Origin of the sequence: Rhodococcus artemisiae (assembly GCF_036327795.1) — a bacterium.
Taxonomy (GTDB): Bacteria; Actinomycetota; Actinomycetes; order Mycobacteriales; family Mycobacteriaceae; genus Rhodococcus; species Rhodococcus artemisiae.
Genome location: NZ_JAUTXY010000004.1, coordinates 396,713 through 410,872 on the forward strand (window position 1 = coordinate 396,713; position 14,160 = coordinate 410,872).

At 67.0% G+C, this 14,160-nt stretch carries 10 protein-coding genes; 2 read left to right on the forward strand and 8 right to left on the reverse strand.

From position 1 onward, the window contains the following. Positions 1–3: 3 nt before the first annotated feature. From Q7514_RS11895 to Q7514_RS11905, 3 genes are all read right to left on the reverse strand, one after another. The gene (locus tag Q7514_RS11895) at positions 4–645 is read right to left on the reverse strand and encodes a TetR/AcrR family transcriptional regulator (RefSeq protein ID WP_330133447.1); all 642 of its coding nucleotides are present in this window, start codon (positions 643–645) and stop codon (positions 4–6) included. A 140-nt stretch (positions 646–785) separates the two neighbouring features. Next, the gene (locus Q7514_RS11900) at positions 786–4,097 is read right to left on the reverse strand and encodes an arabinosyltransferase domain-containing protein (protein WP_330133448.1); all 3,312 of its coding nucleotides are present in this window, start codon (positions 4,095–4,097) and stop codon (positions 786–788) included. 44 nt (positions 4,098–4,141) lie between these two features. Next, a complete protein-coding gene (locus Q7514_RS11905; protein ID WP_330133449.1) occupies positions 4,142–7,453 on the reverse strand; it encodes an arabinosyltransferase domain-containing protein in 3,312 nt (1,103 codons plus the stop codon). An 82-nt stretch (positions 7,454–7,535) separates the two neighbouring features. Between Q7514_RS11905 and Q7514_RS11910 the strand changes: the two genes are divergently transcribed. Continuing rightward, entirely contained in the window at positions 7,536–10,313 is a 2,778-nt protein-coding gene (locus Q7514_RS11910; protein ID WP_330133450.1) for an FAD-binding and (Fe-S)-binding domain-containing protein, read from the forward strand. On the opposite strand, the gene Q7514_RS11915 is transcribed toward Q7514_RS11910, so the two are convergent. After that, positions 10,277–10,786: a helix-turn-helix transcriptional regulator gene (locus Q7514_RS11915; RefSeq protein WP_330133451.1), complete on the reverse strand. Its 510-nt coding sequence runs from the start codon at positions 10,784–10,786 to the stop codon at positions 10,277–10,279. The two genes, Q7514_RS11910 and Q7514_RS11915, sit on opposite strands and share 37 nt — an antisense overlap. 371 nt (positions 10,787–11,157) lie before the next feature. Here Q7514_RS11915 and Q7514_RS11920 point away from each other — a divergent pair, with 371 nt between their 5' ends. Continuing rightward, on the forward strand, positions 11,158–11,556 hold the full coding sequence (locus Q7514_RS11920) for a hypothetical protein (protein WP_330133452.1): 399 nt from the start codon (positions 11,158–11,160) through the stop codon (positions 11,554–11,556). A 78-nt stretch (positions 11,557–11,634) separates the two neighbouring features. Here Q7514_RS11920 and Q7514_RS11925 read toward each other — a convergent pair whose 3' ends face one another. From Q7514_RS11925 to Q7514_RS11940, 4 genes are all read right to left on the reverse strand, one after another. Then, positions 11,635–12,141, reverse strand: coding sequence for a hypothetical protein (locus tag Q7514_RS11925; RefSeq protein WP_330133453.1), 507 nt, complete (start codon positions 12,139–12,141; stop codon positions 11,635–11,637). A gap of 161 nt (positions 12,142–12,302) precedes the next feature. Then, the gene (locus Q7514_RS11930) at positions 12,303–13,463 is read right to left on the reverse strand and encodes a hypothetical protein (protein WP_330133454.1); all 1,161 of its coding nucleotides are present in this window, start codon (positions 13,461–13,463) and stop codon (positions 12,303–12,305) included. Next, the gene (locus tag Q7514_RS11935; RefSeq protein ID WP_330133455.1) at positions 13,460–13,735 is read right to left on the reverse strand and encodes a hypothetical protein; all 276 of its coding nucleotides are present in this window, start codon (positions 13,733–13,735) and stop codon (positions 13,460–13,462) included. Before Q7514_RS11935 ends, Q7514_RS11930 begins: the two co-directional genes overlap by 4 nt. Then, complete coding sequence (locus Q7514_RS11940; protein WP_330133456.1) at positions 13,732–14,055, reverse strand: SAV_915 family protein; 324 nt, start codon at positions 14,053–14,055, stop codon at positions 13,732–13,734. The genes Q7514_RS11935 and Q7514_RS11940 overlap by 4 nt, the downstream gene beginning before the upstream one ends. Positions 14,056–14,160: the final 105 nt, after the last annotated feature.

A 14,160-nucleotide genomic window follows, 5' to 3' on the forward strand; every position in this document is an offset into this window, starting at 1 on the left:
TGTTCAGGCCGTGTGGAGGGCACCCCGGATGTAGCCGAGGATGTGCTCGACCTCCGCGGCCGCATCGAAGCCCGTCGTGTCCTTCCACAGCAGATGTTCCATCTGCGCCAGCAACAGGATCGCCGTCGTGATCGAATCACGCTCCGGGTCGGTGGATCCCAGATCGGCGATGGGCCCCGCGAGAATGCGGGCGAGGGTGAGCTCGAGTTCCTCCCGCACCTTCGGAGCATGGCTCCGTCCACCTCCGCCGACGACGTTGCGTGTCGCGGCGGCGATCTCGGGGTCGACGCCCTGCTTCAGGATCACGGTCGCGCCCGCGCGCAACGCTTCTTCCGGTGTCTCGGCGGCGTCGATCTTCCTGCGCAGATGGTTGACGAGGCGGTGCCCACCTTCTTCCACCACGGCATCGACGAAGTCGCCCTTGCTGCGGAAATAGCGGTAGAACGCATCGTTCGACAGCCCGGCGGCCGCCACGATATCGGCGACACGTGCTGGCGCTCCGGCGGTCAACAGCTCACGGCCGGCCCTGATCAGACGGTCGACGTCACGACTCGCTGCCTCCTGCCGGGGAGTGAGGCTGCGTTGGACGGCTTCGGTGGCGCGGGCCGACATGGAACTGGTGCCGGCGATGTCTTCGGTGGTCACCCTGGTCATTCTAGAGAGTCGGAACCGAATTCTGTGCTCCACCCAGGTCGAGCGAATGGCACACCGGGATCGATCACCGAACCCGGTGTGCCATTCGCTCAATGTGGGCGGGGACGACGGGGCATGACGGGTGGGAGCTCCTACCGCTCGTAGACCCTCAGCGTGCCCGGGTTCCACAGGCCCGACCGAGTCGCCTCATCGGTCGCCACGTCGGCGGGCTCGGCGTTGGGATAGAACCGCACGTAGCGTTCGAGCGAACCCCAGTCGCGGGCCCAGTCGCCGTCGAGATATGTCGGGATCTGTTCGGCCCGCGCGAGCACCTCGGTGAAGCCGAGCGGACCACCGAATTCGGCCGCCTGCCAGGTATCGGTGGACGACACCGCCAGCGGGCGATCCGGGAGGATGCGATAGTTCGGCATCTCCGCGACGCCGTAGCGGTGGTCGAACGGACGCTGGCACGGGAACTGCAGGCCCACGGCCCAGTCCAGCAGCACCGGCTGCTCGGAGCCGATCACCGACTCGAGGGTGTCGAGTTGGGGCACCCGCGGCGGTGTGAACGCGAGCCACTGATCGCCGGTGAGGTTGGGGTCGTTCGCGACGATGCGGACGACGTCGGTGTCCTCGGGGAGGTCCGCGATGGGGATTCGCAGGTTGCGCCACGACGGTGCGGGGCCGATGTCGCGGGGAAGGTAGGTTCCCTGGGCTTCGAAGGTGCCGTCGGGATTGCGGGTGCCGTACTCGAGGAGCAGCGACTGTCCGTAGGTCAGCGCGCCTGTGTCGTCGTACGACCAGATGCGGCCGGCCGCAGAAATCACGATGAGCGGGGCACTGTCGCTGCGTTCGGGCAGCTGGTACCAGCTGGACGTGAGCCCCGCGGGTTCCTGGATGCCGTCCTGGTAGCTGCCGAGGACGGGGGTCACGGCGGGATCGAGACCGAACGGCAACTTCACGGTGCTGCCGTTGATCGTCTCGGCACCCGAACCACCGGTGGTGCCGCCGCCCGCGCCGGTCTCGAATGTCGCACCGATGCTCTGGGTGTCGGTGTTGCCCTGCCCGGGCTTGACCTCGATGAAGTCGGCGGTCAGGTCGCTCGGAACGCCGTTGGGGGAGAAGCCGACCGGCCCGCCGCCGGCGAGTGCATCACCGTCGGCAGGTGGATTGGCAGGATCGAGGATCGGTTCGAGACGTCCGGAGTTGGGATCGCTCTCCACGAGCACGTCGTTGGCGAGACCACACGACGAGCCGGTCAGAGCGTCGACGTTCGAGCGTGCCAGCGAATACGCAGGATACTGCGACACGGCGCCCTTGACCAGCGACAACACCTCGAACAACACCATCGCTGCCGCGACGACGGTCAGGGGCGCGGCCGCGAACGCGCGGATCCGACGCCCCTTCTGCGTCGTGGGTTTCTCAGGGGGCGGCGCATACCCCTCGCGCAGGTATTGCCAGGCCACGAGTGCGAGAGCAAGACCGAACAGGACGAGGAACAGGCTGCTGGACTGGTAGCCCGAGAGCGACACGGTCTTGTCGAACCACGGCACCCCGTAGCTCGACACGTACCACCAGCCGTTGATACCCGCGAAGGAGACGGCGAGGACGAACAACAGTCCCGCGAGGAAGATCGTGCGGTTACGCCGCGACCGCAGCGCCTGCGCCGACACGATCACGGCCGTCAGCGCCGCGAGCGACCCGGCGATGCCCGCGTACGCCCCGAAGTGATGGGTCCACTTCGTGGGGTTGAACATCATGAAGAAGATCGTTCCGAACACGATGCCGATCAGGCGCCACGACGGACTCGCCGCGACACCGGGGACGCGGCGACGGCGCAGCAACACGAGCAGTGTCGTGAACAGGCACAGGATCATGACGAGGAACGCGAAGCGGCGCGGCAGCGAACCATCGACCGTCTGCACCATCAGGTAGTAGTAGCGGAGGAAGTCGTTCCACCACTCCTCGTTGGGGCCGATGATGGTGCGCACGCGGGTGGCTTCGAGCACCGCGGAGAGTGTCTGGTCGGAGAACACGACGACGAGGACCAGCAGTCCGGCGGCGCCGATCGGGGCGAGTAGCGGCAATGTGCCGACCTCGCGGTGCTTGCGGACGACGATGCGTGTCATGGGCCGGATACCGGCGACCAACGCAGCGATACACATCAGACCGGTCGGGGCGGCGGCGAGCGTGAACGCGCCGATGATCACCGCGGTGGCGGCAGGGAGCAATCGTCCGGTGGCGATGGCGCGCTCGATGGAGCACCACGTGAGCAGGGCACCCACGGCGACGATCGGCTCGGGACGCAGACCGTTGTTGTAGGGCAGCCAGAACGCGAGGAACACGAGGCCGCCGGTCCACAGCGCGATCTGATTGTGCCGCACCGCCCGCCCGAGACGCGGCACGACCTCGCGGCTGATCACCATCCAGCACAGGATTCCGGCGATCAGCGCAGGTAGGCGCATCCAGGGGCTCGCCGTCGAGATCTTCGCGAAAGCGGCCAGTACGTCGTAATACCAGCCGAACGGCGCCTCGGGGACACCGAACCAACGGAAATAGTTGGCCATGTACCCGGCGTGATCCGAGACCCTGGCCATGGTGAGCAGGTAGCCGTCGTCGGAGGTATTGGCGCCGAAGAAGTGCCATCCGATGAGCGTTCCCACCACGACGAAGTCGATACCGCTGAACTTCCACCAGTGGGACGGGAAGAACCGTCGGTGCCCACGGCCGTCGGTGCCGTCGAGCTTCGCGAGCGCGCCGAGCGCGAGTGCCGTCGACAGCACCGCGAGGATCATTGCGAGGGACTTCACCAGCGTCGGCGACGACGAGAACCGCGAATCCACGTCGATGTGCACTTCGAGGCCGGGGACGTCGGTGCTCAGGTCGCTGAACACGCCGACGACGAGGGGGCGAAGATCGCCGGTCAGTTCGCCGGCGCGCGCATTGCCGTTGTCGTCGGTGAGGCCGACGAACTCCGCGGTGGTGCGCTCGACGTCGGAGAAAATGCGGATCTCGGAGCAGGCGCCGGATGCGACGTCGGCGCGCGGCGCGGACGCAACCACGACGTTGCGATCGAGGACGTCGACGTTCTCCGGACCGACCCGGATGAACATCGCATTGAGTGCGGCGTCCTGCCCGTTGACCGGCGCGGTCGCGAGGAGCATCCCGCCGCTGTCGGGGAGTTGGGCGATCGCGGCGCATGGCACGGTCGCGGTCAGCCGCAACGGCACCTGCGACATGAGCGGTGCCTCGACGTCCGTCATCGAGCCGTTCTGTGGCCACGACACCGTGGCCTCGGTGACCTTCACAGGCAGGAACGGTGTCGCGAGGGCGAGCACCATCCCGATGATTCCGGCGACGACCGCGATGAGTCGCGCGGTGCGGTACTGCGCGCGCAGGTCCTCACCGACCGGCCGTGTGGCGGTCACCGTCGGGGAGGGGTCGTTCGTCGTGGCGTCGGGCACGGAAGTCGATGGTATCGGGCCGTGACCTGTGCGGTCATTCACCCTCATTCGAGTAGATCGGGTACCCCGTCGCGGATCGCTCCGGGACTCCACAGACCGGAGCGGGTGATCTCGTCGACATCGATGGCTGCGGTGCCGGCGTCCGGGTCGATCCGTCGATACCGCTCCAGCGACCCCCAGTCGCGATCCCAATCGTGGTCCAGGTAGGTGGGCACGGTCTCCGCGGTGAGCAGCAGCGGGATCCATCCGAGGGGTCCACCGCCGATGGAGTCCTGCCATCCGTTGGTGGCATCGGCGCCCACCCGGTCGGGGAGGATGCGGTACTCGGGGACTTCGGCGACACCGTAGTGGTGCCCGAACGGGCGCTGGCACGGGAACGCGAGCCCGACCGACCAATCGAGGAGCCCGGGCGCGTCGGAGCCGACGACGTTCTGCAGGGTGTCGAGCTGCGGCATCCGCGGCGGTGTCACCGCGACCCACTGGTCCGGCGACAGGTCGCCGTCGTCGACGACGAGCCGCACCGCGTCGGCCTCCGCGGGGATCGCGTCGCTCGGCACGCGGAGGTTGCGCCACGAAGGGGCCGGTCCGATGTCGATCGGCGCGACCCGCCCGATCGCCTCGACGTCCTCACCTGCGGTGACGCCGAACTCGAGGAGTACCTCCTGGCCGGGGCTGATGACACCGTCCGGGTCGACGTACTGGACTCGGCCCGCAGCGGTGATCACGAGCAGCGGTGTGTCGTCGGTGCGTTCGGGCAGCGCGTACCACCCGGATTCGAGTGCGGCGGCATGCTGCCTGCCGGTGCTGTAGCTGCCGAGCACCGGGGTGCGCGCGGGGTCTAGACCGAAGGGCAACCGGACGGTGCTCTCGTTGATCCCGGCGTCGCCACGTCGCCCACCGCCGGTGCCGGCCGTGGTCGAGGTGGTGGTGCCGCCCTCGTCGGCCTCGAGAGTGTTCGCGCCACCCGTGGTGGAGGTCTCCGCGTCTGCGGTCAGATCCAGCGCGACGCCGTCGGGAGTGAACCCGTCGGTGCGTCCGGCGCCGAGCGCGTCGGCGACAGAATCGCCGAGCGGAGCGAGCATCGTGGCGTTCGGGTCGGTTTCGACGAGAACATGATCAGCGAGTCCGCACCCGTCGCCCGTCACGGAGGCGACGTTGGACCTTGCGATCGAATAGGCCGGGTACTGCGACACTGCGCCCTTGACGAGGGAGAGCACCTCGAAGAGCACGACGCCTGCTGCGACGACGGTCAGCGGCGCCGAGGCGAGCACACGAGCCCGACCGTTTCGCGCAGGCTTCTGCTTCGCTGACTCCCGCCCCGCGAACGGCTCGCGCAGGTGGAACCATGCCGCCACCGCCAGAGCCAGCACCGTCAGGACGAGCAGCGCCGTCGAGAACCCGTACCCGGAGATGGACGGCGGCTTGTCCCACCACGGGACGCCGTAGCTGGAGACATACCACCAACCGTTCGAGCCGGTGAACGACATCGTGAGCACGAACAGCACACCCGCGGTGAACAGGGCACGATTGCGGGCCGACCGGATCCCGGCGGCGCCCACTCCCACTGCGGCGAGCGCTGCGACGGCTGCGGCGAGACCCGCATACACACCGAAGTGGTGGGTCCACTTCGTGGGCGTGACCATCATCAGCAGCAACGACGCGAAGACGATGCCGAGAATGCGCCTCGACGGGCCGATCGCGGTACCGGGGATGCGGCCCTTCCTGAGGATGAGCATCACGCACACCACGAGGCACAGCAGCATGACGAATACGCCGAAGCGGCGAGCCAGTGACCCGTCCGGTGCCACGGTGAGCAGCGCGTCCCAGCGCAGCCGTTCGTCGAACCACGGCACGTTCGGCCCCACCGCGGACCGCACCCGGGTGGCCTCGAGCACCGACGCGAGCGTCTGATCGGCGAACACGGCGATCATGACGACCGTGCCCGACGCGACGATCGGGGCGAGTTGCGGAAGCACCCCGACGAGCGGCCGTCGCGCGACGACCAGCTTCGTGAGCGGGCGGACGCCGGCGATCAGCGCGGCCACGCAGATCAGCCCGGTCGGGCCGGCAGCGAGTGAGAACGCGGCGATGAGCACCCCGATCGCGGCGGGCAGCATGCGGCCGGTCGCGATGGCGCGTTCGATCGAACACCACGTGAGCAGCGCCCCGACGGCGATGATCGGTTCGGGGCGCAGACCGTTGTTGTAAGGCAACCAGAATGCGAGGAACACCAGACCGGCGGTCCACAACGCGACGGTGCTGTGCCGAACGGCCACACCGAGGCGCGGAATCACCTCGCGGCTGATGATCATCCAGCACACGATCGCTGCGATGAGCGTGGGCAATCGCATCCACATGCTGGCGGTCGACACCTCGGACATCACGACGAGCACGTCGTAGAACCAGCCGAACGGCGCCTCCGGTACCCCGAACCAGCGGAAGTAGTTGGCCATGTACCCGGCGTCGGTCGACACGCGGGCCATGTTGAGGATGTAGCCGTCGTCGGAGGTATTCGCCCCGATCACGTGCCACAGAAGCAGGACCCCGACCACGATGGCGTCGGCGAACGTGAACTTCCACCAGCGCGACGGCAGGAATCTGCGTGCCCTGCGGCGATCGACCCCGTCGATGCGGTGCAGCGCAACCAGCGACACCAACGTCGCCAGGGCACACCCGATCATCGCGACGAGCTTGATCACCGTGGGTGTGGAAGTGAACCGCGAATCCAGCTCCGCCTGTACGGACAGTCGCTCGGAAGCGCCCTCGCCGGAGACAAGAGGCGCGGCGGGACCGTCGAGATCGGAGAAGACACCCACCATCTGCGGACGGACATCGCCCTCGATGGTGACGTCGACGGCAGGATCGGCGCCGACGATTCCGGCCGCGGTCCGCTCGGAGTTGGACGCCACGGTCACGGCAGTGCACTGCTCGTCGAGGGGGGCCGAGACCAGTACGGAATTCCTCAGTACCGCCTCGACGGTGCCGGGTGTGCCGTCCCCACCGGAGACGACCCGGATCACGAGCGCGTTGCCGGTGGCATCCGGCGCGCCGGGCGGCACCGTCGACACGAGCGTGCCGCCGTCCTCGCCGAGAATCTCGGCGGCCGCACACGGAACGCTCACCCGCAACGTGAGCGGTGTGTACGTCACGAGCGGCGCTTCGACACTGGCGAGGCTGTCGTTCTGCGGCCACTGAACGGTCGCGGCCTCCTGCTTCACGGGGAGAAACGGGATGGCCGAGGCCAGGACGAATCCGAGCAGACCCGTGACGACTGCGATGAGTCGCGCGGTACGGACGCTCGCGCTCGAGCTCGAGGAGGAACCGGGCGTAGCGGGCGAATGGGAATCGTCTGGCACAGGGGTCGATGCTAGGCGAGTGGTGCACTGTTCTGCTCGACCTGATCCGGCGACCCGCGCATCACCATTAGCATCGGTCGGTATGGAGATCTCGTCGGCGATCGGCAGTCGCCTCCGCCAAGCCGGGATCTCCGATGTCCGGGACGACAGCACCACTCGCGCGATGTATTCGTCCGATGCCTCGCTCTATCGGGTGCCGCCGCAGGTCGTGGTCTGCCCGAGAAGCGTCGACGAGGTAGCCGCGACCCTCCACGTGTGCCGCCGCGAAGGTGTGCCCCTCACCTCTCGCGGCGCGGGCACTTCGCTCGCCGGCAACGCCGTCGGAACCGGGGTGGTGATCGACTTCTCCCGGCACCTGGGACGTGTACTCGAGATCGACCCGGAGCGGCGTACCGCGCGCGTGCAACCCGGTGTCGTCCAGGCGGCCGTGCAGCGCGCCGCGGCGCCCCACGGGCTTCGGTTCGGTCCCGACCCGTCGACCCACAACCGCTGCACGATCGGCGGGATGATCGGCAACAACGCGTGCGGTGCGCGTGCTCTCGGTTACGGTCGCACTTCCGACAACGTGGTCGGCCTCGAAGTCCTCACCGGGACCGGGCATCCGCTCTCGCTCCCCGGGAACGCCCCGATGCTCGACCCGCTCCGCAGTCTCGTCGACGCGAACCTCGCGACCATCCGCACCGAATTCGGCCGTTTCGGGCGGCAGGTCTCCGGTTACGGACTCGAACACCTCCTTCCCGAAAACCGCTTCGACGTGCGCAAACTGTTCGTCGGGAGTGAGGGCACCCTCGGCGTGCTCACCGAGGCGACTGTGCAGCTCGTGGCCGATTCGCCGGTACGCACCATGGTGGTCCTCGGCTACCCCGACATCGTCGACGCCGGCAACGCGGCCCACACACTGCTCCGTTTCCGCCCCACGGCATGTGAGGGCCTCGATTCCCGCATCGTCGATGTCGTCCGCACCCGCCGGGGTCCGGGGGCGGTCCCACCGCTTCCGAGTGGTGCGGCGTGGCTGTTCGTCGAGCTCGTCGGCGACGACTACGGCGAGGTGCACGACCGCGCAGTGTCGATGGTCGACGTCTCCGGCGCGATCGACGCCCTGCACGTCGACGATCAGGCACGTGCCGCGGCGCTGTGGCGGATCCGCGAAGACGGTTCCGGCCTGTCCGCACGCAGCCCCCGGGGTCTGCCCGCGCACGCCGGCTGGGAGGACGCCGCGGTCCCCCCGGAGCGCACCGGCGACTACCTGCGCGATTTCGAGCAGCTCACCGACAGTTACGGCATCACCGGCTACCCCTACGGGCACTTCGCCGACGGCTGCATCCACATTCGGCTCGACGTCCCGCTCGAGATGCCCGGACTGTTTCGGGAATTCCTTTTTGCTGCAGGAAGATTGGTGGCGTCGTACGGCGGATCGATGTCGGGGGAGCACGGCGACGGACGGGCCCGCAGCGAACTGCTTCCACTGATGTACTCCGCTGATGCACTACGGCTGTTCGGGGCCGTCAAATCGGTGTTCGACCCCGAGAACCTGCTCAACCCGGGCGTGCTCGTCGATCCGCGTCCCGTCGACGCCGACCTACGGGTCACTGCGGCACCCGCCGTCCGCACCGGACTCGCGTTCCGCTACCGCGAGGACGGCGGCAACTTCACCCAGGCCGTGCACCGGTGCACAGGCGTCGGGAAGTGTCGCGCCGACACCACCGCCGTCGGTGGGGTCATGTGCCCGTCGTATCTCGCCACCCGCGAGGAGAAGGACTCCACGCGCGGCCGGGCCAGGGCCCTGCAGGAGATGCTCAACGGGTCGCTCGTCACCGACGGATGGTCCTCGCCGGAGGTGCACGAGACCCTCGATCTGTGCTTGTCGTGCAAGGGCTGCGCCTCGGATTGCCCCACCGGTGTCGATATGGCCACGTGGAAGTCGGAGGTACTGCACCAGACCTACCGCGGCAAGCGCCGTCCGATCAGCCACTACACCCTCGGTCGGCTCCCTCAGTGGGCGGCACTCGCGTCACGAATTCCGAAGGCCGTCAACGCGATCACCAAGGTTCCCGGCGTCGCGTCGGCGGGTCTGCGACTGGGGGGAATGGACAAGCGTCGGCACGTGCCCGCCTTCGCGCCCCGCACCTTCCGTCGATGGCTCGCCGACACCGCCGCGCAACGTGCCCGCACGGGCGATCCTGTGCTGCTCTTCGTCGACACCTTCACCGACTATTTCACGCCCGAGGTGGGGGTCGCGGCGGTGGAAGTGCTCGAGGCGGCGGGATATCGCGTCCACGTCACCGAGAAGCAACAGTGTTGCGGCCTCACCTGGATCACCACAGGTCAGCTCGACGAAGCGCGAAAAATACTGGGCCGCACCGTCACCGAACTCTTCCGTGCCGGGACGCCGATCGTCGGTATCGAGCCGTCGTGTACCGGGGTATTGCGGTCCGACGCCGTCGAACTCCTCGGGTCCGAGCCGGCGCGCGTCGTTGCCGAATCCACCCGCACGCTCGCCGAACTGCTCGGCGACTGGGAGCCGCCGTCACTGTCGGGCACCACTGTCGTCGCCCAGCCGCACTGCCACCACCACGCGATCATGGGGTGGGATGCCGATGCCTCGCTCCTGAAACGTGCCGGCGCGGAGGTGACCCGGCTCGGCGGTTGTTGCGGTCTCGCCGGCAACTTCGGGGTCGAGCGCGGCCACTACGACGTGTCGGTCGCGGTCGCGAACAACCAGCTGGTCCCGGCTGTCGAATCCGCCGCCGCCGACACCGTGGTGCTCGCCGACGGCTACTCGTGCCGCACCCAGCTCGGCGACCTCACCGATCGCCGAGGCACTCACCTCGCCGAACTGCTCGCGTCGCGGTTGTCGTAAGCAGCAGGAGCATCCTCGAGGACGACGTCGGCGCCGGTCGCGGCGAGTGCTGTGGCCGTGAGGCCGAACATCCGCAGGAACGAGTCGCTGAAGTGGGACGGTGACGCAAACCCTGCGGACATGGCAGCACTCGTGAAATCTGTTCCTTCCGAAAAAGATCGGGCGACGTGGAGCATTCTTACCCACAGACGATACCGGCGGAAACTCGTGCCCGTCTCCCTGCCGAACAACCGCAGGAAATGTGATGTGGAGAGATGCTCGGCGCGAGCCAGATCGGTGGCGTTGCGCCGGCCGGACACATCCGTGTGGATGCGCCGGACAGTGCGGACGATGCGTGGATCCACGTCGCGGTGGCGCGGTCCTGTGGCCAGGGTGGCGATCGCGTCGCCGTCCGGAACCGGTCCTCTGCAGAGCCGGACAAGAGCGGCTTCATCACGGTGGTCGGTCCAGAACAGTTCTTGTTGTAAGGCCATGCGGGATGCATGGTCGCGCCCCAGCGTCACAGTGACATCGGAGTAACAGAAGAGGATTCGGCTCCCGGGCGGAGAGATCACCTGGTGAACGAGGCGGGGGGGTACCAGTGCGCTTCGTGTGACCAGATCTGGTGCGCCCTCCACGCGCAGCGTGAACGGACCATCGACCCCGACGATGACGCAATGTACCGAAGTGGAGTGCGGCGCAAGCTCCAACGAGGGACCGAGATAAGTGGCGCGCCCAGGACTGATCCACAGCAGTGGTTCCGGGGGAGAGGAATCCGGACGAGCGCACGTTTCTGGAAGCGCGACGTGGGCCATGTGGGTGAGTCTAGAGACCAGAGACGTAGAGACACACGAAGGAGCAGCAAATGTTCGGAACTCGACTCGGTTCGGTCCTGATGGCGGGTGTCGGGATCGCGCACCTCATCCCCGCAGCTGCGATGATGTCGCGAGGGCGTGTCGAAGATGTATACGGAATCACCGTGAGAGACTCCGACACCGAACTTCTTCTCCGGCATCGCGCAACATTCTTCGGTCTCCTCGGCGTCGGGTTGATCGTCGGTGCTGTCGATTCGCGATACCGGCTCGCGACACTGACATCGGGCGCGCTGTCGCTGGGGTCATTCGTCGTTCTCGCGAACACCATCGGCACCTCGAACAATGCGCTGACCCGTGTCACACGAGTGGACATCGGACTCCTCAGCGCACTGGTGGCAGCTGCACTCACGTCCACGCGGAGGCAGCAAGTACCCGAAGCCACCGAGTGAAGGATCCGTTGTGGACAAGGATCACAGGTTGTAGTTCACCGGTGACCGGGTCGGGGATCGGCGGTAGGTCGGGGGTGTTCACCATCCGCGGCGTCTTCCCTTACTGCGTTTGTCGTTGACAGGGCGTGGTCCGAGTTCGTATGGGATTTTGAGGATGCGGCGGGTTTTGGCGTCGATGTCGCAGTTTCCGGAGGCGACGGAGTGGAGGATGCCGTTGTAGACGAGGTCCCACAGGTCGGGGTTGCCTTGGATTTCGCTGATTTTGAAGGAGTGGATTTCGTTGCCGTGGGCGTCTTTCAGTCGTAGGACACGCGCGTAGCCGTCGGCGGAGAAGCGGATGCGGGTGAGGTGGTAGGTGTCGACCCAGCTGCTGCGCCATTGCACCCAGGTGGCACCGGCGGCGGCCCAAGAGTTTCCGTAGGCACGGAACATCACCCAAGCGAAGGTCACCACAATCGCCCAGTACCACCACCATCGCACCCATTCGAATCCGTACTGTATCGAGACAACAACGATGAGAAGGCCTGCCATTGCCGCTGCGGCAGAGTACTGCTCGCGCAGCGTGGGTTGGCTCCATTCGAGCATCGGCCCGAACTGCTCGGGCGGTGGTGTTGGGCGGTTTCGGGGCGCTCGGTCCATCGGTGTGTGTTCGGTTCCCCGATGGATACGCGGTGCGCGGGGCGGTCGAGGTTCGCCGGTGGCAGGGTCAGGAGTTGGCGGTAGGTCGGGTGGGTGCATCGTTTTCCTCAGAACAGGTTGCCGACCCAGCGCGTCGCTGAGCCGGCGGCATCGGAGATGTCATCCCAGTGTTCGATCACTTCGCCGACGCCGAACGCGACGCCAACTCCTGCTCCGACAGCAAGCAATGTGACGGGACCGCCTGCTGCACTCGCGAGTATCAACTCGGTCGCTACGGTTCCTGCAACGAATCCCCCGACATCTTTTGCGACCGCTTTCACCGCGTCGCCTGTGGTTTCGGCGCTGTACACGTCAGTTGCGGTTTGGCCTATGGTCAATCCGAGGCCGACCACAGGAATCTTGGATCCGAGCGATTTCAGTGCCGATCCGTCAGGCATGAAGTCGCCGACGTTCCTCCCGACAAACTGGACGAACTTGTTGTCACCGAGCCCGGCGAGCAGCCGGGAGTTCTCCGCGGCGAATCGCGCCGCGTCGTCGGCTCCATCTTGGAAGGCCCGAACAGCTCTGGCTGCGGTGGCTTCCGGGTATGGGTCACCCAGCCGGGCTGCTTCCGCGGCGAGTTCGTGTAGCCGGGCCAGGTTCGCCCCTCGGCTTTCGGCGACCGGGCCCCATTTCGCCAGCTCGGCAAATGCGGTCCCGACGTATCCGGTGACTGTGAACGCGGCCAGCCACCCCCACTGGGCCTGTGCGTCCTTCAGGATTGCCGTCGGCCCGCGCAGTGCTTCCGCGAACGTGCTGTGCGCTGTGACTTCGATCCTGCGACCTTCCGCGACGAGCCCCGCCGCAGTCTCGTAGGCCACAACCTGCTTTGCTCGAAGAATCTGGGGCGCAACGTCGTACGAGTTCGGATCGATCTCGATCGGCTCGCCGATCCCGGTACCGAACTCCACGGGAATGCCGGCTTCCGACGCTGTCGTCTCGGCCTGCGACATTCGTGCTCTGGCGGTGACGAGCTCATCGGCGAATACACGCAGGGCGGCGGCAACCACGTCGATCTGGTCTGCGGCCTCGGTGGTTCCGGCGATGATGCGGTCGAGCGTCAACCGGAACTCGTCGCCTGCCGTGCCCTTGAACTCGTACTCGGACTCCGTGCGGCCGTCGCGTGCCGACTTCAGCTGATCCTTCACACCGGTTGAGAGAGTGGCGAGCGAATCCGCGCACGCGTAGCACGAGGCGGGGTCGCCGAAGACGTGGGTGTCGAGGCTCATTGTTCACCGGCCTTCGCGATCTCCTGCGCGTTGTGATCATCGGTTTCCTGGTAGGCGCGCAGACTGTCCTGGGTGAGGTCCGCTGCGTTGGCCAGCGACCGGACCGCCATGTCCAACGCGGATGCGATCGATCCGAGAGTGTCTACGAGCAGCACGGTGGATGGACCAGCGTCGGGTATGTCGGCCGCGTCGGATCCGAGGTCGTTGATCCCGATCGCTCCGGTTGCCAGACGGCTCGCGACGGCGTTGAGGTCTCCGATTTCGATGCTCACCGGGCTCCTGCTCGTCCGATCGGATCCTGCAGCCAGCCTCTGGACCGACGGTATTCGTCCTCGGCCGCAGGTGGTGGCGGAGGTGGTGGCTGTGCGGCGTCGAGCAGGACCACGTCATATCCGGTGGTGCGGTGGATTTCCTGAAGTCCGGCGCTGTCGACACCCATCCACGGCTGCCGCGGTCCGCAGCAGCGCACCAGTTCCTGGAGGGACGTGTAGGCAGGTAATACCAGTCGGCCGTCGGGCAGGGTGCGCATCTCCAGCCGAATCTGCTCGGACCGGTCGCGGCGCCTGGTCGGCACGTACAGAATCTCACTCATCGAATCCCCCCGATTCTGTCGCACCCCCGTACGACCCGCCGCGACCTTACCTCAGCGGCGATGAGTTTCCGCGCGGCGCCGGGTCGGTATCGGTGACATCAGCGC

Excerpts from the sequence above, each read along its gene's own strand:
- Q7514_RS11930 (WP_330133454.1), bottom strand. The coding sequence starts at position 13,463 with ATGAGCCTCGACACCCACGTCTTCGGCGACCCCGCCTCGTGCTACGCG.
- Q7514_RS11925 (WP_330133453.1), bottom strand. The coding sequence starts at position 12,141 with ATGCTCGAATGGAGCCAACCCACGCTGCGCGAGCAGTACTCTGCCGCA.
- Q7514_RS11920 (WP_330133452.1), top strand. The coding sequence starts at position 11,158 with ATGTTCGGAACTCGACTCGGTTCGGTCCTGATGGCGGGTGTCGGGATC.
- Q7514_RS11940 (WP_330133456.1), bottom strand. The coding sequence starts at position 14,055 with ATGAGTGAGATTCTGTACGTGCCGACCAGGCGCCGCGACCGGTCCGAG.
- Q7514_RS11915 (WP_330133451.1), bottom strand. The coding sequence starts at position 10,786 with ATGGCCTTACAACAAGAACTGTTCTGGACCGACCACCGTGATGAAGCC.
- Q7514_RS11910 (WP_330133450.1), top strand. The coding sequence starts at position 7,536 with ATGGAGATCTCGTCGGCGATCGGCAGTCGCCTCCGCCAAGCCGGGATC.